The organism is Rathayibacter sp. VKM Ac-2927, assembly GCF_022815525.1.
In the GTDB taxonomy this organism is placed as follows: Bacteria; Actinomycetota; Actinomycetes; order Actinomycetales; family Microbacteriaceae; genus Rathayibacter; species Rathayibacter festucae.
Window position 1 is genome coordinate 150123 of sequence record NZ_JALGRT010000008.1, and the last position, 24039, is coordinate 174161.

Here is a 24039-nt window from a genome sequence, read left to right on the forward strand (position 1 = left end):
ACCGGAGCGCCCGCCCTTGACGTCGCGACCGCCCCGTGGGAGACGCGAACGGCCCGGCCCCTCCGAGGAGGGAGCCGGGCCGGTCAGGCGGAGCGGGTCAGTTCTTGATCACCAGGGTGATCGAGGCGCTGGAGCCCACGTTGCCCGCGGCGTCGGTGGCCCGGGCGACCACGGCGTAGGTCGCGTTCGGCCAGTTCTTGCTGTTCGCGGTGAGCGACCAGCTGCCGTCGGCCTGCTTGACGCCGTCGCCGAGCTTGGTCGAGCCGGACCAGAAGGCGAGGCTCGTGACCGCGACGTTGTCGCTCGCGTTGGCGACGAGGGTCACGGTGCCGGTCACGGTCGTCTGGCTGGCGGGCGAGACGATCTTCGCCTGCGGCTTCACCGTGTCGGCGCCGGAGGTCGGCGTCGGGGTCGGGGTGGCGGTCGCGGTGGGCGTGGCGGTCGGCTTCGGCGTGGCGGTCGCGGTGGGCGTCGCGGTCGGGGTCGGAGTCGCGGTCGGAGTGGCCGTCGGCTTCGGCGTCGCGGTCGCGGTGGGCGTCGCGGTCGGAGTCGGCGTCGCGGTCGGAGTCGCGGTGGCCGTCGGCGTCGCGGTCGGCGTCGGGGTGACGACCGTGCCCACGGGGATCGTGCTCACGCCGTAGCCGTAGTAGCGGCCGGAGACGGGACGCGTCGGGTCGCCGGCGAAGGTGCGGCCGCGGTCGACGGTGGCCGACTTGGCCTGGGCGATCACCTGGGCGATGACCTGCGCGGGGCTCTTGCCCACGCAGGATCCGCCGGCCGTGAGGCAGTCGAGGACGACACCGGAGGCGGCGGCCGTCGACATGCTGGTGCCGGTCTGGATGTACGCGTAGGTGTTGCCCTTCTTCGTCGTGTAGGGGCAGGTGCCGGGCGCGGCGATGGTGTGACCGGCGTCCGCGGGCGAGGCGAAGTTGCTGTTCAGCGTGTAGTTGTCGTCCTTGGTGGTCACGTTCGTGCACGGGACGGCGGCGAGCGAGCCCGGCTTGCCGTCGTAGTTCGCGAAGTTGGTGACGGCGAGGACCTCGTCGTAGGCGGCGGGGATGTACTTCGACAGGTCGGCGGCGGAGTTGCCGGCGGCCGAGACCACGGTCACGCCCTTCGCGACGAGGTCGCAGACCGCCTGGTGGATGGTGTCGCCGTCGGTGCGGCCGCAGTTGCCGTCGTCGGCGCCGTTCGTGGCGAGCGACATGTTGACGACCTTGATGTTGTAGGTCGCGGCGTTCTGCGACACCCAGTCGAGCGCGCACATCAGGGTCGAGATGTTGCCCTTGTTGTTCGCGTCGAGCGCGCGGACCGAGTAGATCGGCGCACCGGGGGCGATGCCGACGGTGCCGGAGCCGTTGTCGAGCGCGGTCATGTAGCCGGAGACGCCGGTGCCGTGGCCGTTGGCGTCCTCGGCGGTGCCGGAGCCGAAGCAGTTGACCTGCTTGGCCAGGTTGTAGTCGGGGTGCGCGCTCACGCCGGAGTCGATGACCGCGACGGCGGGCCCGGTCCAGTTGGTGACGCCGTCGCCGGCGCTGACCGGGGCCTTGTCGGCCTCGGCGGTCAGGACGTGCGAGGGCATGGTCTGCGCCTGGCCCTCGACCACCTGGTCGGCGGGCGAGAGGCCGAGGACGCGGCTGTCGGCGGCGAGGATCGCGTGCTGACGCGCGGTCAGGGTCGCGGTGAAGCCGGAGACGCCTCCGCCGTAGGACGCGTCGAGCGAGAGGCCGAGGGCGCTCGCGAGCGTCGTCGAGACGGCCTTCGAGTCGACGGTGACGACGTAGCGGCCAGCACCCGTCTGGGCGGAGTCAGCGGCCTGCGCGGGGAGCGCGGCGGCGCCGACGAGACCGGCGGTGACGACGGCCGCGGCGGCGGTCGCGGCCAGGAAGCGGCGGAGACGACCGGCGGGGCGGCGCGACGAGTTGGAGCGAGGGATCACGAAGGTCCTGTGTTTCTGTGCGGCGGGCGGGGCGGGGTGACCGTGCGGGCTCGGCGGGCAGGGGTGACCGACGACCGTCGGAGGCGGGGGAGCATCCGGCGGAGGAGTGCAAAGGGGATCAGGAGCCAAAGCTAGCCGCCCCGGGTTTCCGGCGCACTACTCTTCGAGATTTTTCAGCAGGCGGGTTCTGCGGGTGGGGGTGCCGACCACGGTGGATCTCGATGCGCCCGCTGCGCGGGCTACTCGATCGAGACCCGCCCCCCACAGCAGGGAGTGGGCGCGGCTCAGCTGGGGCGCGGGGCCCGCAGCACGCGGCGGTAGACGTCGATGGTCGCGCGGGCGATCGCGTCCCACTCCAGCGCGGAGAGGTCGGCCGAGGCGTCGTCCGCCACCGTGCGCTCGTCGAGCCACGCCAGCGCGCCGTCGAGGGCCGCGGAGTCGAAGGCGCCGTCGTAGAGCCGCACCCAGTCGGGGCCGACCAGCGCGGCCAGCTCGTGCATCGCACCGAGGTCGGGCACCAGCACCGGGCGGTCGGCCGAGACGGCGAGGATCGCCGACCCGGAGTTCTGGATCGCCGAGTACGGCAGCACGACCAGGTCGCTCGCGCGCAGCCAGAGCGCCATCCGCTCGTCGCTGAGGAAGGACAGCTCGAGCCGGATGCGCGCATCGCCCGCCGCCGCCTCCTCGATCACGCCGCGCAGCGGTCCGCGGGCCGGGTTGCCGGCGACCGCGAGCAGCGTGCCGTCGTCCCCGCGCTCGCGGAAGCGCTCGATCAGCGTCGGCACGTTCTTGTACGGCCGGATCTGGCCGACCGACACGACGAGCCGCGCGTCGGGGTCCAGACCGAGCTCGGCGCGCGCCTCGGCCCGGGTCGCGGAGAAGTCGTAGTCCTGGCGGTAGTGCCCGTGCGGAGTCACGAACGCGGGCACCGCGGCCAGCTCGGGGTAGGAGCGGCGCATCGCGGTCACGCCCTCCTCCGAGAGGCAGACGATCGCGTCGAGGTTCTCGGTCAGCAGCCGCCGGTACCAGTTGCGCAGGAACGGGGTGCCGCGCTCCTCGTGCGAGGTGACGTTGTGCGCGGTCCAGATCAGCCGGGTGCCGCGCAGCCGCGCGACGCGGAGGAAGGCGAAGAAGAAGACCAGCCGCGCGACGATCCGGTAGCGGCGGACGCCGCTGAGGAAGGTCAGGTCCGGCCAGTGCAGGTGCACCACGTCGACCTTCGCGACGAGCAGGCGCAGCCAGGAGAGGTCGCGCACGAGCACGCCCTCCGCGGTCATCGCCGTGTAGAGCCGCGCGTTGTAGGGGTTCGCGTAGCGGGTGCGGAAGGCCGGCTCGGCCTCGACCCGCAGCCGGCGGCTCCGGGCGTCCTCGCCGGAGAGCAGTCCGCGCAGGCGCGTGCGCAGGCGGCCGCGCAGGGTGCGGGTCCCGCCGGCGATCATCGGGCGACCTCCGCCGCGCCGGTGCCGGGCACCCGGCCGAACAGCGTGCGCTCGGCCTCCGGGTAGCCCACGCGCCAGTCGGCCCGGCGCTGCCAGACCTCGGTCCAGGCGCGGCGCTTGCGGCGGGTCGCGGTCTCGAGCACGGTGCGCACGAGCGCGCCAGCCTGGAGCAGCGCGATGCCGATCCGCGCGGGCAGCGGCTTCCACGAGAGACGGATCATCGTGGCCTTGCCGGCCATCACCATGCACATCTTGCGGCCGGAGTTCCCGGCGGTCGCCGCGTCGCGAGTGGAGGCGCCGACGTCGTGCACGATCACGGCGGTCGGCACGATCACCGGGCGCAGACCCGCGCGGCGGGCGCGGATCGAGAACTCGGCGTCCTCGCCGTAGAGGAAGAAGCGCTCGTCGAGCCGGCCGACCCGCTCGTACTCCTCGCGCGGCATCAGCAGCAGGCAGCCGGTGATGATCGGCACCTCGCGGACGCTGTCGCGCTGCCAGCCGCCGAGCGACTCCGGGTCGAGCAGCGGGTTGCCGCGGAAGGCGGTGGAGAGCATGGTCGCGTAGGTCAGCAGCGACCACAGGCTCGGGGCGCCCCAGCAGGACGAGGGGTCGACCGAGCCGTCCGGGCGCAGGGTGCGCCCGCCGTAGACGCCGTAGCGCGGGTTCGCGACGGCGAACTCCATCAGCGCGCGGAAGGAGCCCTCGAGCACCAGGGTGTCGGGGTTCAGCAGCAGCACGAAGCGCTCGGTCGCCGCCGCGACGCCGCGGTTCACGCCGCGGGCGAAGCCGAGGTTGTCGCCCGCCTCGATCACGGTCGCCTCGGGGTGCGCGGCGCGGATCGCCTCCGCGCTGCCGTCCTCGGAGCCGTTGTCGACCACGATGATGTGCGGCGGGGTCGGCGCGTCGCCGAGCGGGATCGACGCGAGGCAGGCCAGCGTCTTCTCCCGAGTGTTGTAGCTGACGACCACGATCGCCAGGCTGGTGTCCACCGACTCAGGCACGATCGGCCTCCGGTCGCTGGCCGATGACCTTGGCGGGCACGCCGCCGGCGATGCAGTTCGCCGGCAGGTCCTTGGTGACCACGGCCCCCGCGCCGACGATCGCGCCGTCGCCGATGGTGACGCCCGCGACGACGACCACGTTCGCGCCGAGCCAGACGTCCCGGCCGATCACGATGTCCTTCTCGATCTTCGGCTGGTCCATCACGGGCGTGCCCTGGACGATGCCGTAGTTCGAGGCGGTGATCGTGACGTTCGGCGCCAGCAGGCACTTCGCGCCGAGGGTGATCCGGCCGGTGCTGTTGCCGGCCCAGAGCAGCGAGTTCTCGCCGATGTGGGTGCCGGCGCCGAGGGTGATCCGCTCGGCGTTCCGGAACGACACGTTCGGCGCGAACGAGACGTCGGCCCCGCGGGTGAGCCGCGGCACCTGGTCGGCGTGGCTGTACGCGTGGAAGTGCAGCAGGCGCACGGCCTGCAGGTAGGTGCGCACCTTCGTGAGGGTGCGCAGCGGTCCGCCGCCCTGGCTCATCGGCCGGCTCCGTTCGATTCGAGGTCGTCCGGCGATCCGGCGGGGGTCTGCTCGGCGAGCGGGTCGATGACCGGTGCGCCGATCTCGGTCAGCGAGGCCGCGATGGAGCCGATGAAGAGGTCGGCGTCGAGGTCCGAGCGCACCGAGATCGCGATGTCGAGACGCTTGGTGAAGGAGCTCGCGAAGACCGCGGCCTCGTCGTCCGGCTCGGTCACCGGCCAGAGGGTCATCGAGGCCAGCTCGGCGCCGCCGAACCAGCGCGGGCGCAGGAAGACGGGGAGGTAGGACGCGTAGCCCTGCCAGTCCTTCCGGCCGCGGGTGATGCCGCTCTCGCCGGTCTCGACGGCGAGCTGCACCTGCTCGCGCACGCTCGCCACCGTCTCCGCGAGGCCGAGCGACACCGGCACGGCGACGCGCACCATCGACACGTGGTTGCGCTTGACCTCGTTCCTGTCGCGGCGCGGCGACACGGGCACGAGCGTCGCGATCTCCGCGCGCTCGGGGTGCAGCGCGGCGAAGGCGTGCAGGGCCAGCGCGACGGTCAGGTCGGCGACCGAGCCGCCGGCCGCGCGGGCCGCCGCCTTCGCGGTCTTGAGGTCCGCGGTGAGGATCGCGGCGTCGCGCGGCTTGATGCTGCGCTCGAGCAGTCCCGAGCGGCGGATCCACCAGTCGCGGGCGGCGCGGATGTTGCGGCCGCCGACCCGGGTGATCCGCTTCTTCAGCGGCTTGCGCTTCCACTCGGTCCACTCGTCCGCGAGCGATGCGTGGGTCGACGCGATCTGCCGGCGGGCGGCGAGTGTGAGCGCGATCGGGCCGCGGGGCGGCCGCGGGTCGTCCGGGAAGCGCATCGGCGCGCGGCTGAACGGCGCGAACTCGATCGGCTCGCCCGAGGTGAACGCCTGGATCAGCACCAGCCCGAACATCCCGTCGCCGAGCGCGTGGTGGATGCGCACCGCGAAGCCCAGCTGCCCGGTCGAGAGCTCGATGACGAGGATGTCCCAGAGCGGGCCCTTCGGGTCCATCGGCCCGTTGAAGGCGCCGGTGAGCAGCTCGACGTGCCGAGGGTCCCACTCGACGACGCCCGGGTGGAAGCGCACGTGGTCGCGGACGTCGATCTCGTCGACCGACACCCAGGACGGCGTGAACAGCCCGAGCGGGGCGCGGGTGAGCCGCTGCCGCACCGAGGGGGAGGAGCGGATGAACGCCTCCCAGGCGGAGTAGACGAGGTCGCGGTCGAGCGAGCCGTCCGCACGGCGGAACGGGGCGCCGTCGACGATCATCGAGCCGGTCGGCCGGGCGACCTCGTAGACGACGGCGTTCGAGACGAACTTCTCGTCGAGCGTGCGCAGCGGCTCGGCGTGCGGTCGCCCGGTGCGGCGAGGGGGTCGGGTCATGGCGGTGCTCCCTGGTCGGAGGCGGCGGAGGGGAGCGGTCAGCTCGGGGTGCCGGCGGGCCGCTGGTCGGCGGCCGGCAGGCGGATCGGCGTCGGCGGGTACTCGTCGACGAAGGTCGAGCCGGAGAGGCGGAGGTGGCGCGAGCGCAGGTAGCCGCGCAGGATCCCCTCGACCATCGCGAGCTCGTCCTTCGCACCGCGGCCGCGCCGCTTGGCCGAGCGCACCAGGCGCCGGCCGCTGCGGACGGCGAGGGTCGCGGTCAGCCGCGCGCCGACCTTGGGCGACAGCCGCCACCACTTGCCGACGAGCGCGCCGAGCCCGAGTCCGTAGCCGCGCATCAGGCGGCGGTAGGCGACGGGGTTGCGGGTGTTGACGTGCAGCACGACGCTGTCGGGCACGAAGACGGCGGTGCCGCCCGCGGCGAGGGCGCGGCAGAAGAGGTCGAGGTCCTCGGCGCCGGCGAGGTAGCGGCCGGCCCCCAGGGTGTCGTCGAAGCCGCCCAGTGTCTGCAGGACGTCGCGGCGGAACGCCATCACGGCGCCGTGACCCGCGTCGAGGCCGCGGACGGCGGAGCGGTAGACGATGCGGTCGGTCGGCGGCACGTCGGTGTCGACCAGGGTGTGGTCGAGCATCCGCCCGGTCGCCACGGTGACCCGCTCCTCCTCGAAGGCGCGCAGCAGCGCCTCGATCCAGCCGGGCGTCGGCGAGCAGTCGTCGTCCGTGTAGACCACGATCGGCCGGTCGCTCGAGTCGAGCCCGAGGTTCCGCGCGATCGAGAGGCCCTTGGTGTCGGTGCGGACGTAGCGCACGCCCGCGGCGAGGGCGACCTCGCGGGTGCGGGAGTCGGTCGACGCGGAGTCGACGACGATCACCTCGACCTCGGGGTCGGTGCCGGCGGCGATCGCCGCGAGCGCCTCCCGGAGCATGTCGGGCCGCTCGCGGGTGCACAGGATGATCGAGACGTCACCCGGGGTGAGGAGGGAGGGGTTCACGGCGTGTCTGTCCTCGGCTGGTCGGAGCGGTCGTCGGAGTCGGCGGCTGAGCCCGTGCCCACTGAGCCCGTGCCCGCCAGGTCCTCGCGGACGAGCACCATCGCGGCGCGGTAGGCGGCGACGAGGTCGATGCTCGCGCGCTCCCAGGTCAGGTTCGCCCGGTTGTCGAGTGCGGCCCGGCGCATCCGAGCGAGCAGGGCGCGGTCGGAGGAGACCAGGTCGATCTGCGCGGTCAGGGTCTCGACGTCACGCGGCTCGTGCACGAGCCCCTGCACGCCGTCCTCGAGGTTGGCGCCGGCGGCGGAGGAGACCAGCGGCACGCAGCCGGCGGCCTGCGCCTCCGAGGTCACCAGGGCGCTGCCCTCCTCGATGGTCGGCAGGATCAGCACGTCGGCGCTCGCGAAGACCCCGGCGACGTCGCCCGTGAAGCCGCGCAGCTCGACGCTCGGCTGCTCGAGCAGTCCGGCGAGGCGCTCCTGGTAGCCCGGGGTGAAGTCGCCGTAGACCAGGAAGCGCCCGGTGCTGCTCGCCTTCGACTGCTGCCAGGCCTGCAGCGCGTAGAGCAGGCCCTTGCGCGGCTCGATCCGGCCGACGAAGACCGCGGTGAAGACGTGGTCCGGCTCGTCGCGCGGGTCGGGATCGAAGCTGCGGGTCGTGTCGACCAGGGCGCCGTAGCGGTGGCGGAGGAGCTTGCGCGGCGAGAAGCCCTTCTCGAGGAAGGTCTGCTCCACCGAGGCGGACGGCACGAGGATCGCGGTCGCGGACGCCCACTCGCGCTCCTCGCGGCGCAGGCGCACCGCGTTGTAGGTGTGCGGCGAGCCGACCGGGGGCGTGATGCCCAGGCGCTCGTACTCCTCGGCGACGACCTCGAAGGCGTGCGCGGTGTGCGTGTTCGGGGCCTCGCGGACCGCGGGCACGCCCTGGCGGGCGGCCTCGTCGAAGGTGCGGGCCGAGCCCCACGGCCAGCCGTGCACGACGTCGTAGTCGCCCTCGGCGAGGATCCGCGCGGTGACGCGGTCGTGGTGCGCGATCGAGCGGCTGCGGCCGAAGAGGCGGTGCGGGAGGCGGACGCCGCCGAGAGTGAGGGTCGTCACGGCGCGGGCGACCGGGCCGAGCGGCTCGGTGATCGAGGCGGCGACGACGGTGACGCGGTGCCCCGCGGCGACGAGCGAGCGGACCTGCTGCAGCGCGGTCCAGCCGATGCCCGGCGAGCCGATGCCGTGCGGGAACGAGTACAGGATCGACAGCGGAGCCCCGGCGGGCACGCCGGAGGCGACGCTCGTCAGCGGACGGGCGTCGCGGTCGGTGCGGTCGTGCTCGGGGTCGTCTCGGTGGTCGGGTGGGCCTGCGGCAGTGGTGGAGCACTGGTGCTCATCATCCATGCGTCTCCTGTCGTGAGGGCGGCGCGCTCAGGAATGAACGATAGCCACCATCCTCGACCACCTGAGAGGAACGCAAGTCCACTCCCGGCTCGGCGAGTCGTCGGTCCCGCAGACTTAACACAGCCGCAATACTTCCGGCATCCGCATGCCGTGGGTTATGGTCACAATGAGTGTGTCGGGGCACCGCACTCGCGGGGTCCCGGTTCTGTGCTCGTTCCGGCCCCATCGAGGCATGCCCGAAGGCCGGTGCGAAAGCAGCACCGCACCGCTCCGAAACCGCCCTTCGCACCAGGCTCCGTCGACACCTCGACAGCCGCAAAACCCGTTCCGCCATCACCGCCGTGATGGACGGAGGCGTTGCTCCAACGATTGCAGCAGCAATGCGACCTCCGAGCACGCGGCGCGTCGCCCCGAGGTCCCACACCTCGCCGTCTGGAAGTCGAGACCGAGATGTCCGTCCCCCTTTACCTTCGAGTGCTCTGGAGCTACAAATGGCTCCTCGCGGTCGGCCTCGTGGTCGCCGTCCTGGCCGCCATGGTCGCCGGCTACACCGTGAAGGACGGTGAGATCGTCTCGCGCGCCGAGTCGGCGTACCGCTCCGACACCACGATCCTTCTCGGCGGTGGCTCGCGGAACCCGCTCCAGGCCGTCGAGCCCGGTCAGACCCTCACCGAGGGCCAGTCCGAGGCCCAGCAGAACGACCTGACGAACACCGCGGTCATCTACGCGTACATCGTCAGCGGCTCCGAGATCCGCACCCAGGTCGAGCAGGCCATCGGCGGCTTCGCGCCGACCGAGGCCCTCAGCGCCGTGCGCCGCACGACCCAGCCGGCCGGCACCGAGCAGAACCCGGGCCGCTTCAGCCTCCCGATCCTCTCGATCGTCGGCGAGTCGACCGACCCGGCCCGCGCCGTCCTGATCTCGCAGACCGCGACCCAGATCTTCCAGGGCTACATCACCGCGCAGCAGGACGCCCAGGGCGTCGCCCCCGAGCTCCGCGTCACCCTGCAGACCACCGACCAGGGTGCGGCCGTCGAGCAGGAGGGGTCGAACCCGATCATCCCGATCGCGATCACCGGTCTCGGCGTCTTCCTCGCGTTCATCGCGCTCGCCTTCATCCTCTACAACATCCGCATCTCGCGGGAGCGCGTCACCGCCAACCGCGGCAACCAGCGCCGCGGCGAGTCCTTCCGGCGCGGCCCGGCCCTGACCGGCACCGCGTCCGAGAACGGCCAGCGCCCCGCCGCCCTCGGCACCGCCCCCGAGAACACCGCCGGGCCGGGTGAGCTGGCCTCCTCCGGGAAGCGCAGCGCCACCTGAGGCGGTCGCAGCAGATGAGCACGCCGACGCTGAAGGGGACCCCGCTCGGGGTCCCCGGGAACGACGACCCCTACGCGGGTGAGATCCTCGTCCGCCGGACCTTCACGGTCCGCGCCGTCCTGTCGACCGTCCTGCTGGCGGCCGTGGCCGTCGCAGCGGTCTACTACCTCAATCCGCTGTACGCGGGGGCGATCCTCTTCGGGATCTCCTTCCTGTACCTCACGCGCAAGCTGGTCTTCAACTGGACCGGCGCGTTCATCGTCCTGCTCGGCGTGATCATGTTCATCCCGGTGCGCTACTACGCGCTGCCGATCCCGCTGGGCTTCGCTCTGGAGCCGTACCGGCTCGTCATCGTGCTGATGGTCGTCGCGGCGATCGTCGCGCTGATGATCGACCCGACCTTCGTCTGGCGCCCGGCCGCGTTCGGCTGGCCGCTGGGCATCTGGGTGGCCTCGAGCCTGCTCTCGATCGCCGCGAACGTGCAGTTCATCTCCGAGGGCGCCCTCGGCTCCGGTGTCGCCGGCGCCATCGTCAACGACCTGCTGATGCTCTCGGTCTACTTCGTCGCCCGGCTCGTGATGCGCAACGAGAAGCTCGTCGAGGCCTTCCTGACCTTCCTGGTCTGGTCGGCCGTCGTCGTCGCCTTCTTCGCGGTGATCGAGCGCGCGACGCAGCAGAACGTCTTCACGATGCTCGACAAGTTCCTGCCGCTCGAGCGCCTCGGCGCCGAGCAGGAGGCCTACCGGGCCGGCGGCTACCGCTCGTTCGGCTCGTCGCAGCACCCGATCGCGCTGGCCGTCATGTTCACCATGATGATCCCGATCGCGATCTACCTCTCGAAGTACGCCCGCTGGCCCTTCAACGAGATCAACCGCCGGATCATCTACTACGGCACGATCCTCGCCCTGCTGCTCGGCGTGGTCACCGCGGTCTCGCGCACGGCGATCGTCACGCTCGGCGTGATGTTCCTGCTCACGGTCATCCTGCGCCCGAAGGTCGGCGGCTATTTGCTCCTGGGCATGGTCCCGGTGCTCGGCCTCGGCTTCGTGCTGATCCCGAAGATCCTCACGGACATGATCGGGTCGTTCCTCGACCCCGACGCGCTCATCGCCTCGCAGTACACCTCCGCGGGCATGGCGGGCGCGGGCCGCCTGGCCGACCTCGAGCCGGCCATGGCGATCGTGCGCGAGCACCCCTTCTTCGGAACGGGAGTCGGCAGCCGCATCGTGGTGGGCGAGGACAAGAACGCGTTCATCCTCGACAACCAGTGGCTGGGCACTCTGCTCGACGGCGGCGCCGTGGGCGTCATCGGCCTGGCCGTGCTGTTCCTCGTCCCGATCGTGATGCTGCTGCGCTACTCGTTCAAGAGCACCACGACGCCGCAGTACGCGAGCCTCGCGTTCGCGATCGCGGTCCTGCTGCTCGGCTACACGATCGCCGCGTACTTCTACGACGCCTTCGGTTTCTTCCAGTCCTTCATGCTCTTCTGGATCCTCCTGGCCGTCGGGGCCTGGGTGCTCACGGAGGCACCACGGAAGTCGACCCGCCGGCGCCTGTCGCCGGAGGAGGCGGGGCACGTCTCCGCCTTCACCCGCGGAGGCCCCCACATCCCGGTCGGGCAGCCCGCCCTCGGCTCGCACGTCGGCGCTCACGTCGTCCGCAAGCCGACGCAGATCGAGTCGTGAGCGCACGCGTCAGCGTCGTCATCCCCGCGCACGACGAGGGGGCGGTGATCGCCCGGCTCCTCGGCGCCCTGGTGGCCGGGGACCCGGAGGGCCGGCTCGAGATCGTCGTCGGCGCGAACGGCTGCACCGACGACACCGCCGCGGTGGCGCGGGCCGTCGATCCGCGGATCCTGGTGGCGGAGACGCCCCGGGCCTCGAAGATCGCCGGCCTCAACGCGGCCGACGAGCTCGCCACGGTCCTCCCGAGGATCTACGTGGACGCGGACGTCTCGGTCTCGGCCGAGACGCTCCTGGCGCTCGGCGACGAGCTGGCCCGCCCCGGCGGACCGCTCGCCGCGGCGCCCGAGTTCCGCGTCGACACCCGCGGGGCCTCCTGGCCCGTCCGGGCGCACTACTCGATCTGGGAGCTCTCCGACTACCGGGCCCCGGGCCTGGTCGGCTCCGGGATCTACGGCCTCTCGGCCGAGGGACGCAGCCGGTTCGGCGCGTTCCCCGAGATCATCGCGGACGACCGCTTCGTCCAGCAGCTCTTCACCCCCGAGGAGCGGCTGACGCTCCCCGGCCGGTCCTTCTCCGTGAAGGCGCCGCGCCGGATGCGCAACCAGATCAAGCGCACCGTCCGCATCGCGATCGGCAACGCCCAGCTCGCGGCCTCCGGGCTCGTGCCCGAGCAGACCGGCGCCGGCGGCGGCGGCCCGGTCGCGCTGCTGAAGCGCGTCCTGCGCCGGCCCGCCCTGTGGCCGGCCTTCCCGATCTACTGCTACGGCTATCTGCGACCCCGCCTCGAGGCGCGGTCGATCATCGCTCGAGGAGGCGTACCCGAATGGAACCGCGACGAGACGACGCGCGCGTGACGGGGTCGACCCCCGCGGGCGGCTCCTCCGCCCGCCACGGCACCACCGCGAGCGACGCCCAGATCGAGGCGGCGATCGACGACACCGCGCACACCACCGAGACGCTGGCGACCGACGCGATCGCGCAGTCGCCGACGGTGGGGGACGGGCCGAACCTGCCGCCCGCCTCGCCCAAGTCCGACCTCGGGCACAAGGCGAGCCGCGGAGTCATCCAGACCCTGGGTGGCCTGTGGGGCAAGACCGCGATTCAGCTGATCTCCACGATCGTGCTGGCGCGCCTGCTCTCGCCGAGCGACTTCGGTCTGCTCGCCGCCGTCACGGCCATCGTCGGCGTGGCCGACCTGGTCCGCGACTTCGGCCTGACCGGCGCGATCATCCAGGCCAAGAAGATGAGCGAGACCGTCTGGCGGTCCGTGCTCTGGCTGTCGGTCGCGCTCGGCGTGGTCGGCACGATCGTGATCGGCGCCTCCGCCTGGCTCATCGCCGGCATCTACAACGAGCAGGCGCTGGTCGTCCTGACGCTCGCCGTCGCGCCGACCCTCTTCATCAACAGCCTCTGCATGCCGCTCCAGGCGCGCGTGCAGAAGGAGATGAAGTTCGGCCTGATGGCGCAGATCGACGTGGTCTCGATGCTCGTCGGCGTGATCGGCTCGATCATCGCCGCGTTCCTCGGCTGGGGCGTCTGGTCGCTCGTCGTGCTGCAGGGCGGCGCGCTGATCTACCGGTTCATCGCGCTCTGGGTCGCGGCCCGGCCCACCTTCGGCCGCCCGCAGATCTCGCGCGAGGTCATCCCGCTGGTCACCACCGGCGGCAGCATCTTCGGCGTCCAGCTGCTCAACTACTTCGCCCGCAACGTCGACAACGTGCTGATCGGCGCGCAGCTCGGCACCGGCGTGCTCGGCCAGTACACCCGCGCGTACTCGCTCTTCCTGCTGCCGCTGCAGCAGCTCAACGGACCGCTCGGCCGCGTCGCACTCCCGGTGCTCTCCTCGCTGCAGGACGACGGCGAGCGCTACCGCCGCTACGTCCGCGGCGCACTGCTCGTCATCGGCTACCTCACGCTGCCGACGTTCGGCGTCCTCGCGGCGCTGGCCGGGCCGCTCGTCGAGCTGCTGCTCGGCCCGCAGTGGTCGTCCTCCGCGACGATCCTGTCGCTGCTGTCCATCGCGGGCATCGCGCAGGGCATCGGCAACGTGCAGGGCTGGATCTACATCTCGCTCGGCCGCGTGCACCGCCAGCTGGTGTACTACGTGGTCACCCGCCCGCTCGTCATCGGCTCGTTCTTCGTGGGCCTGTGGTGGAACGGCGTCGAGGGCCTCGCGCTGCTCTACGGCCTCACCACCCTGGCGCTGCTGGTACCCGGCTTCTGGCTGGCGATCCGCGGCACCTTCGTGCGCGGCTCCGACGTGATCGTGCCCGTTCTGCGCCCCGCGCTCGTCGTGCCGTTCATGTTCGGCGCGGCCTGGGCCGTCGGCGCGTACACCGACCTGCCCGCGATCGTCCACCTGCTCGTCGGCGGACTCGCCTCGCTGGTGCCGCTGGCGCTCGCGATGGCGATCCCGGCCTACCGCCGCGACATGAACCAGATCCTCGCGTTCGTGAAGCAGGTCCGGAAGCCCAAGCCCAAGGGCCCGGCGACCCCTGCCGCGCCTGCCGCGCAGACCACCCCGGCCGATGGAGGCACTGCATGACCCGCACCACCCGCTCCCGTCGCGCCGGCGTCCTCGCCGTCGTGGCCGTCGCCGCCGCGCTGCTGGCCGGCTGCACCTCCGCCCCGGCTCCCGCCGAGACGACCGAGCCCGCCGCCTCGGGCGAGCTGCCGTTCGCGGCCGGCTCGATCGCCGCGATGGGCGACTCGATCTCGGTCGGCGTCGCCGCCTGCGGGCAGAACAAGCCCTGCCCCAGCGCGTCCTGGACCACCGGCGAGGACGAGACGGTCGACTCGGTCGCCCGCCGCGCCGGCGAGTCGGTCGGCGCCGTGCCCGAGATCGAGAACGTCGCCTCCAAGGGCGCGACCTCGGCCGAGCTGCCGCGCCAGGCCGAGAAGGCCGTCGCCGCCGCGCCCGACCTGGTCACGATCCTGATCGGCGCGAACGACGTCTGCCGCAAGAACAGCGCCGACATCACCACGCCGGACGCGTTCCGCAGCAACGTCACGACCGCGCTCTCGACGCTCTCCACCGGCGCTCCGGAGGCGACGATCTTCGTCTCCTCGGTGCCGAACCTGCTCGACTTCTTCGAGACCGAGCGCGGCGACGCCGAGGCCGTCTCGCGCTGGGCCGGCAGCTCCAACTGCAACTCGCTGCTCTACCAGCCCACGTCGGACGACGCGGACGCGCAGGCCCGCCGCGACAACGTCTCGACGACGATCGACGCCTACAACGACGTCCTCGCCGACGTCTGCGGCGCTACCGCAAACTGCGTCTACGACCAGGGCGCCCTGCACGACTTCGACGTCACCTCGGACGACATCTCCGACGTCGACCACTTCCACCCGTCGCTGGCGGGCCAGGCGAAGCTCGCGGACATCGCCTGGACGGCGCTGCTCGCGAACGCCTCCTGAGGCGCTGAGAGCGCCGCCTGCGCCCGCTGAGGGGGCAGGACGAGGGCGGGGGAGCTGCGGCTCCTCCGCCCTTCTGCGTGCGCGGGCGGTTTCTCGCGCGCGCCGGCGGTAGTGGTGACGACGCTGTCCGGCACGTGGAGACCGCTCCGGCTCGCGGAATCGTGGGGATTCGGCGAGCCGGAGGTGGTGCGGCGTGCCGGAGGTGCTACGGCGCGCGGAGGGCGCAGCGGCCCCCGCGTCAGGCGGTCTCGAAGCGGGTGTCGCCGCGCTCGGGGCGCCAGGAGGGGACGCTCGCGGAGGCGCGGCGGCGCGAGCGCGCGCGGGACGGGCTGAAGCGGAACGGCGGCACGGTGGGGGCCAGCGCGGCCGTGCGGCTCGCGGCGCGCAGCAGCAGCTCCTCCGTCAGCTCCTCCGGCGCGGCCGCGATGGCCAGGCCGCGCTGGTCGAGCTCGCGGGCGATCTGGATCTGGTGGTCGTCGATGTGCTCGCCGCGCGCGACGAGACGCGGGACCAGGATCGGGACCTTGCCGTTCTCGATGGCCGTGATGGCGGCGCCGGTGCCCGCGTGGGCGATGACGACGTCCGCCTCCTTCACGGCCTCCTGCAGCTCGTGGTGCGGCACGCTCGCGCGGCCCTCGATGCCGTAGGGGGAGACGTCGGCGAGGCCGGTCTGCCAGAGCACCTCGGCGTCCTTCAGCAGCGGCACCGACGCGGCGATCAGCCGGTCGAAGGGGTAGAGGTCCTGGGTGCCCACGGAGATCACCGCGCGGCGGATCGCATAGACCGGCTCGTCGGGACCGGTCGTGTACGCGTCGAAGATCGAGCCGCCGAAGAGCCAGCGCTCGTCCGCCCACACCGGGTACTGCGTGTAGGTGTTCACGCCCGGCAGGCGGGCCATGATCTTGCCGGTGATCGAGGGGCCGTCGGCGCGCGCGGCGCTCTCGATGTAGTGGCACTCGATGCCGCGCAGCGAGGCCTCGGGCATGAACGACACGGCGGGGCTCGAGCCGGTGCTGAAGACGGCGGAGTAGTCGCCCTTGGCCAGGATCCGGTGCGCGATCAGCGCGTTCTCGGCGATCGGGCGGGCGTCGCGCGGAGCGGCGAAGCGGCTGTAGGTCACGCGGCGGCCCTCGAGGAGGGAGCGGCTGAGGCCGTTGTCGAAGGTCACCCAGTGCTGGTCGGCGGGGTCGATCCCGAAGCGGGAGGACAGGGTGAAGAGCTGTTTGAGATGCCCTCCACCGGAGCAGACGAACAGGAACTGTGACATGGCGACCCTTCTTGCGTCCGGGGGAGCTCTCGGGCTCTCCTCCGGCGGAAGCTGACTGAGGCGGTAGTGCAGGGCTGGGTGTTGTGGGGGGTGGGTGGTGCTGGTGGTGCTGGGGCGGCGCGGAGCCGGGCGGGAGCTCCGCTCTGCACTGGAGCGGCCCGGTGGGAGGGAGATCCGGCGGCGTCGTGACCGCGCTCTCCCCGGAGTGCGTCAGGACGTGGGGGCGTCCCGGGCATCGGCGGGTCGACGCCCAGGGGGACGCGCGCGGGGTGGGGCGGGGAGCCTGCGCTGCATCGTGGTCCTGGTCGGTCGGGTGGTTCTCGGGCGGGTGAGGATCGTGACGTCGGGTGCGACGCGGTGCCGGCGCGGCGTGATCCGCTCCTGCGCCTGGGCGAGTGCTCGCCGTCCGAGGACGAGGGCACAGCGGAACGGGCCGCGGTGCCACCCCCACGATAGTGAGGCGCCCGTTCCCTGGCTACTTCGGAGTCGGACCCCTGGGTGGATTGACCTAGCCCGCCTGCAGCGCCGACGGGGTGGCTCCGCCCGCGCGGGCGCGGCCGTCGTTCCGGTCGAGCAGGATGTCGAGCACCGTCTCGTGCCGGGCGGCCCAGGAGTTCGCATGGATCCAGCCGAGGCGCTCGTCCTCGGTGGCCGGGCCGTCGGCGAGCGCGTCGTCGACGACCGCGGCGAACTCCGCCATGGTCGGCACGATGCGGATCCGGTCGCTGATGCCGTGGATCGGCGGCAGATCGACGGAGATCACCGGGCAGCCGCTCGCCACGTACTCGTAGAGCTTGAGCGGGCTCATCGCCTCGGTCAGCGGGGTGCGGCGGTGCGCGAGGAGGCAGAGCTCGACGTTGCGCATCGTCGCCACCAGCTCGCGGCGGCCGACGGAGTGGTGCAGGTGCACGTTCGCGAACGGGGCGAGCGGGGCGAGGTAGCCGGGGTCGGGCTGCGGGCCCATCAGCACGATCTGCAGCTCGGGGTGCGCCGTCGCGACCGCGACGATCCCCTCGACGTCGAGCCGGTCGTCCAGCGTGCCGACGTGCAGGGCGCGCGGGCCGGGGATGCGGCTGAGCCACTCGGGGGCGTCGGGCACGGGGCCGGTCCACTCCTCCGGGCTGACGCCGTTCGGGACGACGGCGTGCGGGCCGGTCGGCGCGATGCGGTCGATGATCTCCTGCGAGACGGCGGTGACGGAGCGGCCGCTGGTCGCGACGCGGCGGTAGGCCTCCTGGAAGGCGGGCCAGTGGCCCTTCCAGCGGGTCGAGGTCGTCCAGTCGTCGCGGGCGAAGAACATCACGTGCTCGGCCCACTCGAACGGCGAGAAGCCGGCCACGACGGGGCTGGTCGTGACGACGACGGGGCGCACGAGCTCCATCTCGTCGGCGAGCTTCGCGATCCCCTGGTCGTAGGCGCGGTACTCCTTCTCCAGGCCGGCGATGTCGGTCGGGTCGGAGCGGCGCAGGCGCAGCGGGGTGTGCAGGACGCGCTGCGGCGTCGACGGGAAATCGACCTCGCGGCCCAGGGCCCCGCGCACGAGCGTCGTCGGCAGGAAGCGGAAGGGGTTCGCCACGATCAGGCGCCCGACCTGCGGGCTCTCCATCAGCGAGTGCAGGATCCGGTCCGGCGGGCGCATCATCCCGCGGCGGGCCGCGTCCGTGTAGGTCTCGTAGGAGAAGGTGAAGACGACGTCGCGGACGACGCCGTCCGCGGTCGGCTCGGGCGCCGTCCGGTCGGGCGCGGTCCGGTCGGGCGCTGTCCGGTCGGGCGCGGTCTGGTCGGGAACGGTCTGGTCGGGCACGGCGCTCCTCACGCGAAGGTCCGGATGACGCGCGCGGGCACGCCGACGGCGACGGAGTAGTCCGGCACGTCCTCGCGGACGACGGCGTTCGCGCCGATCACCGCGCCGCGGCCGACCGTCACACCGGGCATGATGACGGCGTTCTCGCCGAGCCACGCTCCGCGGCCGATGCGGACCGGGGCGATCCGGTCGACGCCCTGGTCGCGGATGAAGCGCGTCGGGTCCTTGAAGCCGTGCGAGTGGTCCGAGATGTAGACGCCGCGGGCGATGCCGACGCCCTCCTCGATGACCACGCTCTGCACGGCGCTGATCGCGGTCATGTTCATCCGCACGCGGTCACCGATGATCAGGGCGGGCGTGGGCGCGTCGTCGGTCGGGACCATCAGCATGCAGTTCGCGCTGATCAGCACGTTCTCGCCGATGGAGATCCGCTTGCCCTGCCCGGGTCCGATCCGGAAGGGCAGGCAGATGCGGGAACCCTTGCCGAAGCGGTGGAAACCGCCGGCGACCAGCTTGCTGAAGGCCAGATCGCGTGCTCGCTGCGCGAGGATCGCGAGATCCAGTCCGTTCAAGGCATCAACTCCAGGGGATAGCGGCGGGCCGGACGGCGGGGGTGGACGTCCTGAGCCTGGGGGGGTGTGGTGATCGCGCCCGGGGGTGAGGCGCGCGGGTGGGACCCACGATAGCGAGCGCCTCCTGTGCGCCACGAGTCCGTGCTGATCGGATCCGCGGTGTTTACCCCGCGGAAACACGCTGTGCGCTCCGAGGCGGGCTCGGTGCGTGCTCAGAACGGGGGTCGTCACCTGCACGGTGGCCGAGCATCCCGGCGCTCGGGAGGCTCCCGGCGCCGGGAGCGCCCCGGGGAGCGTAAAATCGCAGGGTCCGCGGAGGCGGCCGCCCGCTCCGGGCCGGCGCGTCCTCCGGATCGTGCGGGACACCGCACCGACGGACCCGGCGACGCCGCTCGGTCCCCGCCCTCGCGCGACCCCGACCCGCCCGCACCACCAGAGAGGCCTGACCGTGGCCGAAGCCGACACCGCCAGCCGACTGTGGACCCTCCACCTCGCGCGAGCCGCCGTCGCGGCCGTCGCCGGCGTGGTGATCACCTTCTCGCCCGACCACGGCCCCGCCTTCGGCTTCGCCGTCTTCGCCGGCTTCGCGATCCTCAGCGGCGCCGTCGCCCTCGTGATCGGCCTGCGCACCCTCGCCGGTCGCGGCCGCACGCTCGCCCTCGCCTCCGCCGGGATCACCCTCGCCGCCGGCGTGCTCGCGCTCGTCGCGCTGCCGGTCGCGGCACTGCTGCCGTTCATCGCGCTGATCGCCGGCTGGGCGCTCGTCTCCGGCTCGCTCGAGTTCTCCAGCGGCCGCCGCGGCACCGGCCTCGCCGCCCGCGACGCGCTGATCGTCGGCCTCGGCACGGCCCTCCTCGGAGCGGTCTTCGCCCTCCTCCCGCCGCACCCCGTCGTCTCGGTCGGACTCCTCGGCGCGTACGCCGTGATGCTCGCCGTGTTCCTCGCGATCGCCGCGTTCTCGCTCAAGTGGGCCGCCGGCGCCGATGCCGCCGCACCCTCCACCCCCACCACCGGAGGAGACCGATGACCGCCCCCGACCCCGCCCCCTCCGAGCCGTCGCCCTCCGACGACGACTTCGCGCCGCGCACCTTCCGCCCCACCCGCAAGGACCGCCTGCGTCCGCTCGAGCTCGTCGGCCTCTCCGCCGTGATGGCGGCCTTCGTCGGCCTCGTCGTGCTGATGTCGACCCGCGAGTTCGTCGTCGCCCTGATCGGCTTCGGCGTCGCCTTCATCGTCGTCCTCGTCGCCATCGCCATGTTCTCGCTGACCTTCAAGCCCGACGAGGCCGAGATCGCCGACCTCGACGAGCAGGACGGTGCTCATTAGGTCGGTGCGACTGCGTCGCTCCTCCCCGCGGTCGGCTCCCTGAGGCGGCCGGGTTCCGCAGAGCGTGTAGCGTCCGCTGCGCGGAATCGCTTGGCACGCGATTCCGCGATGCGCTCGCACCTGCGGTGGAGCTCTGCTGACGGGTTCGCGCCCATGCTGGTCGAGTAGCCCCGGAGGGGCGTATCGAGACCCGCCGTCGTCAGCAGCGTGGTTGCATGCCTCGAAGGCAGCAGGAGGTGGGTCCATGCCTCGGCACCCCCGCTTCATGCTGGTCGAGTAGCCCCGGAGGGGCGTATCGAGACCCGCCGTCGTCCGCAGTGCGGCAGCACCCTCGCCCGGCGAGCCGGACGCTCTACGGCGAGACGTCGTCGCGGCTGGTCTCGCCGAGCGCGTACGCCAGGCTCCGCGCGTAGATCTCCTCGAGGCGGGACGCGACGATGCGGTACTGGACCGAGCGGCCGCGGCGCTGCTCGCGCGGGAGGTTGCCGAGAACCACTCCGGCGTCCTCCAGCTCGATGAGGTGCCGGTAGAGGCTCGTCGTCGTGGCGCGGCCGGTCGGCAGCTCCGGGCCGATCGCCTCCACCAGCTCGCCGAAGAGCAGGCCCTGCTCGGGACGCGCCGCGCGGGAGAGCGACCGCAGGATCCCCCGGTTGATCTCGCTGCCGACCACCCGGACGGCCAGATCGGCCTCCTCCGGGGTCGCTCGGCTCCTCGTGGACGACGCGGACGAAGGCATGACGCCCATCCTCCCGCACGGGATCGCATCGCGGTCCCACAGGCGCGTATTGCCACACCGTCTGGGTACCGGATGATTCGCGCCAGCGGAATCATGATCCCACCGAACGGTTACCGTGGTCTCCGTCGGCACGCCTCTCGCGTGCCGGTACGCGATCGCATCCGGCGCTCGCGTGAGGCGCGAGCCTCGACGCACGCAGGGGAGAGAACGGCATGGATCGACGACGACGGGCGGGGGAGCCCGCGAGAGCCGCGGTGGGCGGGCAGCGTGTCCGGAGACGAGCGGTGGTGTGGCCGAGCGGCGCCCACCGCGGCCGGATGCGGGCGGGGCGCCGGCTGGCCGCAGGCCTCCTGGCGGCGGGACTGGTCGGCGGAGCGGGCACGTCGCTGGCGGTGACCTCGTCGTTCCTCGCGCCGCTGTCGGCGTCGGCGGCCACGCACGGCGCGGGCTTCGACCTGGGGAAGGGCTTCCTCGGCGCCTATCGCCACCCGGACGGGACGCTGGCCTACTGCCGGCAGATCAGGGCGTCGATCCCGTACAGCCCGACGTCCGGTCCGTCGCTGAACAGCGACTGGAACTCCCTGTCGCCGGATCAGCTCGCACGACTGAGCTACGTCATGGACGTCCACGGGAACACGGAGGACGCGAACACCGCGGCCGCCGTCGCGCTGTACGTGTGGGACGTGGCGGACAACGCCGCGTACAACGGCAACGGCATGCCGGGTGACGTCTACTACAGCGCCCGCGCCGGCGGGAACCGCGACGCCGTGCTCGGGCTGCTGCGGCAGTACCGGGCGGAGGCCGCCGGCGTGACGGCGGTGCAGCCGGGGCGGACGTCCGGGTCGGCGTCGCTGAGTCTCGACATGCAGTCGAGCGCGGCCACCGGCAGAGTCACGGCTCGGACCGATCCGCCCGGGCAGACGGGGACGGTGCATCTGACGAACGCGGTGTTCGACGACACCGGATCCGGGGAGTCGACGATGAAGGGCGGGGAGTCGCGGACGTTCCGCGTCGTCCCGAGCGCCGGCCCCTCCTTCGCCGTCGAGGCGCGGACCGACGAGATCCGGGTGGCGGGTGCCTCCGGCTACCTGGGCAACATCATGACCTGGGCTCCAGGGGTGACCTCCGAGCAGTGGACCGCGTCGAAGGGGCAGAAGATCGACGGCTCGTTCACGATCGCCGCCGCCACGGCGGCCTCCGCGCCGATCCCGAACCTGTTCTCGCCGATCGGATCGACGCAGGTCTCGACACGACGCGTGGAGGCCGGGACGCAGGCGACCGACACCGTCACGGCAGGCGTCGCGCCCGGATCGGGGGAGTGGCGCACCCTCGACGGCGCGCCCGTGCCGGTGGTCTACCGCGGCACGCTCCACGGTCCGTACGCCGAGCAGCCGGCGCAGTCCGACGCGGTGCCACCGGGCGCGCCCGTCGCCGGAAGCGTCGAGCTGACCGCGACCGGCCCGGGGACGTACACGTCCCCGGGAGTGACGGTCCCCTCGGCCGGGTTCTACACCTGGGTCTGGCGCGTCGAGGAGGCGTCGCAGCCGGACCGGGTGAAGCCGTTCCTCCCCGACGGCTACACCTGGTCGGACGGGTTCGGGCTGGTCGCGGAGACGCATCTCTCGCCGACGACGGTCGCGGCGGAGACGCAGGTCACCGACGAGGAGATCCCCGTCGCCACGACCTCCACGGACACCCTCACGGTGAAGGACACCGGAGCCTGGCTGAGGAAGGACGGCAGGAGCGTCCCCGTCACCTTCACCGGCACCGCCTACTGGCTGCCCGGCACCGGAGCGGTCCCGGCGACGAGACCGGAGAACGCCAGGGTCCTGACGACCTCGAGCATCGTCGTCGAGGGACCCGGCACCTTCAGCTCGGAGCCGGCGACCGCGCCGGCGGACTCGGCCGGCCACATCGTCTGGGTCTGGTCCGCCCCCGAGACGCTCTTCACCACGGGCTGGGCGGACGGGTGGAACACGAAGGGCGAGGTCGTGCGCGTGACGACCCCGGAGGTCCGCACGAAGGCGACGCCCTCCGTGCCGCTGTCGGACACCGCGAAGGACGAGGCGGTCGTCGACGGCGAGGTGCCGGAGGGCGCCGTGATCACCTTCGAGGCGTACCGGCAGACCGGCGACAGGGCCTCCTGCACCGTCGAGTCCCGCGTCTACGACGGCTCGACGTCGCCCGTCGCGGTCGCCCCGGGGCGGAACGAGAAGAGGTCGTACTGGTCGAGCGAGGTCCGCTTCGCGGAGCCGGGCGTCCATCACTGGGTGGAGACGCTGCGGACGAAGGACGGCCGCGTCCTGCACCGCGGCGAGTGCGGAGTGCCGGGGGAGACCACGAAGGTGACCGTGCCCGATGTGTCGTCGAAGGCGCAGACCGACAGCGCGGTCCACGACGGCGCGACCGACGACGCGATCGTCACCGGGGACACGCCGAAGGGCGCGTACCTGGTGTGGAAGGCCTACCGGGCGGCTGCCGACACGGGATCCTCCGCTGACAGCGTGCCGCCGGTCTGCGACGCGGCGACGCTGGCGGCGGACACGACCGGCACCCCGGTCGTCGTCGAGAAGGCGGGCACCTACACCTCGCCCCCGGTCGTCTTCACCACCGCGGGCGCCGTGCACTGGGTGGAGGAGCTGCACTCCTACGACGGGAGGATCCTCGCCCAGGGTGCGTGCGGAGCGCCCGGCGAGACGACCATCGTGCACACTCCCGACGTCCACACCAAGGCCACCCCGGCAGTGCAGGTGGGCGACCCGGTGCGGGACGAGGCCGTCGTGAACGGCTGGGTCCCGGCCGGTGCGGTGATCACGTTCGAGGCGTTCAGAAGGAGCGGCGACCAGGACACGTGCACGCCGGCGAACCGCGTCTTCGACGGATCGGGCAGCCCCGTCGCCACGACGCCCGGCCTGAACGAGGACGTCTCCTACTGGTCCGGTGAGACCCGGTTCATCGAGCCCGGCGACTACTACTGGGTCGAGACGCTCGCCACGAAGGACGGAACGGTCGTCCATCGCGGGGAGTGCGGAGCACCGGGCGAGACGACCGTCGTCTCGCCGACGCCGGTCGTCCCGAAGGTGACCACGACCCTGGCCGACTCGGGAGCCCATCCCGGCCCGTGGCTCGGTGGCGGCCTGGCCGCCCTCGTCCTCGGTCTCGCCGCCGCCCTCCTCGCCCGCCGGCGCCGCCCCTCGCCGCAGGAGTAGCCACACGCGCCCTGCTGGTCGTGCATTGTC

Annotated in this window: 19 protein-coding genes; 8 read left to right on the plus strand and 11 right to left on the minus strand. The window is 72.6% G+C overall.

What is annotated here, in order from left to right; translation table 11 throughout:
- Positions 1-97: 97 nt before the first annotated feature.
- The 7 genes from MT353_RS22075 to MT353_RS19890 form a co-directional block, all read right to left on the minus strand.
- Complete coding sequence (locus MT353_RS22075) at positions 98-1939, minus strand: Ig-like domain-containing protein (RefSeq protein ID WP_243625694.1); 1842 nt, start codon at positions 1937-1939, stop codon at positions 98-100.
- 284 nt (positions 1940-2223) lie between these two features.
- Positions 2224-3378, minus strand: coding sequence for a glycosyltransferase family 4 protein (locus tag MT353_RS19865; RefSeq protein ID WP_243625695.1), 1155 nt, complete (start codon positions 3376-3378; stop codon positions 2224-2226).
- A complete protein-coding gene (locus MT353_RS19870; RefSeq protein WP_243625696.1) occupies positions 3375-4367 on the minus strand; it encodes a glycosyltransferase family 2 protein in 993 nt (330 codons plus the stop codon). The genes MT353_RS19865 and MT353_RS19870 overlap by 4 nt, the downstream gene beginning before the upstream one ends.
- Positions 4368-4371: 4 nt before the next feature.
- Positions 4372-4905, minus strand: a complete 534-nt coding sequence (locus MT353_RS19875) for a DapH/DapD/GlmU-related protein (RefSeq protein ID WP_123705671.1) — start codon at positions 4903-4905, stop codon at positions 4372-4374.
- On the minus strand, positions 4902-6299 hold the full coding sequence (locus tag MT353_RS19880) for a wax ester/triacylglycerol synthase family O-acyltransferase (protein ID WP_243625697.1): 1398 nt from the start codon (positions 6297-6299) through the stop codon (positions 4902-4904). The genes MT353_RS19875 and MT353_RS19880 overlap by 4 nt, the downstream gene beginning before the upstream one ends.
- 38 nt (positions 6300-6337) lie before the next feature.
- Positions 6338-7291, minus strand: coding sequence for a glycosyltransferase family 2 protein (locus MT353_RS19885; protein ID WP_243625698.1), 954 nt, complete (start codon positions 7289-7291; stop codon positions 6338-6340).
- The gene (locus tag MT353_RS19890) at positions 7288-8673 is read right to left on the minus strand and encodes a glycosyltransferase family 4 protein (RefSeq protein WP_243625699.1); all 1386 of its coding nucleotides are present in this window, start codon (positions 8671-8673) and stop codon (positions 7288-7290) included. Before MT353_RS19890 ends, MT353_RS19885 begins: the two co-directional genes overlap by 4 nt.
- A 450-nt stretch (positions 8674-9123) precedes the next feature.
- On the opposite strand from MT353_RS19890, the gene MT353_RS19895 reads away from it, so the two are divergent.
- The 5 genes from MT353_RS19895 to MT353_RS19915 are packed head-to-tail and all read left to right on the plus strand — an operon-like array spanning position 9124 to position 15095.
- The gene (locus tag MT353_RS19895) at positions 9124-9993 is read left to right on the plus strand and encodes a hypothetical protein (protein ID WP_133671811.1); all 870 of its coding nucleotides are present in this window, start codon (positions 9124-9126) and stop codon (positions 9991-9993) included.
- A gap of 14 nt (positions 9994-10007) precedes the next feature.
- On the plus strand, positions 10008-11678 hold the full coding sequence (locus MT353_RS19900; RefSeq protein WP_123444655.1) for an O-antigen ligase: 1671 nt from the start codon (positions 10008-10010) through the stop codon (positions 11676-11678).
- Positions 11675-12532, plus strand: coding sequence for a glycosyltransferase family 2 protein (locus MT353_RS19905; RefSeq protein ID WP_185020063.1), 858 nt, complete (start codon positions 11675-11677; stop codon positions 12530-12532). The genes MT353_RS19900 and MT353_RS19905 overlap by 4 nt, the downstream gene beginning before the upstream one ends.
- Positions 12502-14223 carry a lipopolysaccharide biosynthesis protein gene (locus MT353_RS19910; RefSeq protein WP_123444657.1) on the plus strand — a complete coding sequence of 574 codons (1722 nt, stop codon included), beginning with the start codon at positions 12502-12504 and terminating at the stop codon, positions 14221-14223. Before MT353_RS19905 ends, MT353_RS19910 begins: the two co-directional genes overlap by 31 nt.
- Complete coding sequence (locus tag MT353_RS19915; protein WP_243625700.1) at positions 14220-15095, plus strand: GDSL-type esterase/lipase family protein; 876 nt, start codon at positions 14220-14222, stop codon at positions 15093-15095. Before MT353_RS19910 ends, MT353_RS19915 begins: the two co-directional genes overlap by 4 nt.
- Before the next feature lie 238 nt (positions 15096-15333).
- Here MT353_RS19915 and MT353_RS19920 read toward each other — a convergent pair whose 3' ends face one another.
- From MT353_RS19920 to MT353_RS21775, 3 genes are all read right to left on the minus strand, one after another.
- Entirely contained in the window at positions 15334-16362 is a 1029-nt protein-coding gene (locus MT353_RS19920) for a glycosyltransferase (RefSeq protein ID WP_243625701.1), read from the minus strand.
- 508 nt (positions 16363-16870) lie between these two features.
- Entirely contained in the window at positions 16871-18166 is a 1296-nt protein-coding gene (locus tag MT353_RS19925; RefSeq protein ID WP_243625702.1) for a hypothetical protein, read from the minus strand.
- Positions 18167-18174: 8 nt separating this feature from the next.
- A complete protein-coding gene (locus MT353_RS21775; RefSeq protein ID WP_123734729.1) occupies positions 18175-18738 on the minus strand; it encodes a DapH/DapD/GlmU-related protein in 564 nt (187 codons plus the stop codon).
- 448 nt (positions 18739-19186) lie between these two features.
- On the opposite strand from MT353_RS21775, the gene MT353_RS19935 reads away from it, so the two are divergent.
- Positions 19187-19765, plus strand: coding sequence for a hypothetical protein (locus MT353_RS19935; protein WP_243625764.1), 579 nt, complete (start codon positions 19187-19189; stop codon positions 19763-19765).
- Entirely contained in the window at positions 19762-20064 is a 303-nt protein-coding gene (locus MT353_RS19940; protein WP_260321427.1) for a hypothetical protein, read from the plus strand. The genes MT353_RS19935 and MT353_RS19940 overlap by 4 nt, the downstream gene beginning before the upstream one ends.
- A gap of 352 nt (positions 20065-20416) precedes the next feature.
- Here the strand turns inward: MT353_RS19940 and MT353_RS19945 are convergent, their stop codons facing one another.
- Complete coding sequence (locus MT353_RS19945) at positions 20417-20800, minus strand: hypothetical protein (RefSeq protein ID WP_243625703.1); 384 nt, start codon at positions 20798-20800, stop codon at positions 20417-20419.
- A gap of 284 nt (positions 20801-21084) precedes the next feature.
- Between MT353_RS19945 and MT353_RS19950 the strand changes: the two genes are divergently transcribed.
- Positions 21085-24009 (plus strand): hypothetical protein, encoded by a 2925-nt coding sequence (locus MT353_RS19950; RefSeq protein WP_243625704.1) that lies wholly within the window; start codon positions 21085-21087, stop codon positions 24007-24009.
- The last annotated feature ends 30 nt before the right edge of the window (positions 24010-24039 follow it).

Bases quoted from the DNA above. Each gene is read 5' to 3' on its own strand.
- MT353_RS19865 (WP_243625695.1), bottom strand. From the start codon at position 3,378: ATGATCGCCGGCGGGACCCGCACCCTGCGCGGCCGCCTGCGCACGCGC.
- MT353_RS19875 (WP_123705671.1), bottom strand. From the start codon at position 4,905: ATGAGCCAGGGCGGCGGACCGCTGCGCACCCTCACGAAGGTGCGCACC.
- MT353_RS19880 (WP_243625697.1), bottom strand. From the start codon at position 6,299: ATGACCCGACCCCCTCGCCGCACCGGGCGACCGCACGCCGAGCCGCTG.
- MT353_RS19890 (WP_243625699.1), bottom strand. From the start codon at position 8,673: ATGGATGATGAGCACCAGTGCTCCACCACTGCCGCAGGCCCACCCGAC.
- MT353_RS19895 (WP_133671811.1), top strand. From the start codon at position 9,124: ATGTCCGTCCCCCTTTACCTTCGAGTGCTCTGGAGCTACAAATGGCTC.
- MT353_RS19900 (WP_123444655.1), top strand. From the start codon at position 10,008: ATGAGCACGCCGACGCTGAAGGGGACCCCGCTCGGGGTCCCCGGGAAC.
- MT353_RS19910 (WP_123444657.1), top strand. From the start codon at position 12,502: ATGGAACCGCGACGAGACGACGCGCGCGTGACGGGGTCGACCCCCGCG.
- MT353_RS19915 (WP_243625700.1), top strand. From the start codon at position 14,220: ATGACCCGCACCACCCGCTCCCGTCGCGCCGGCGTCCTCGCCGTCGTG.
- MT353_RS19920 (WP_243625701.1), bottom strand. From the start codon at position 16,362: ATGTCACAGTTCCTGTTCGTCTGCTCCGGTGGAGGGCATCTCAAACAG.
- MT353_RS19940 (WP_260321427.1), top strand. From the start codon at position 19,762: ATGACCGCCCCCGACCCCGCCCCCTCCGAGCCGTCGCCCTCCGACGAC.
- MT353_RS19945 (WP_243625703.1), bottom strand. From the start codon at position 20,800: ATGCCTTCGTCCGCGTCGTCCACGAGGAGCCGAGCGACCCCGGAGGAG.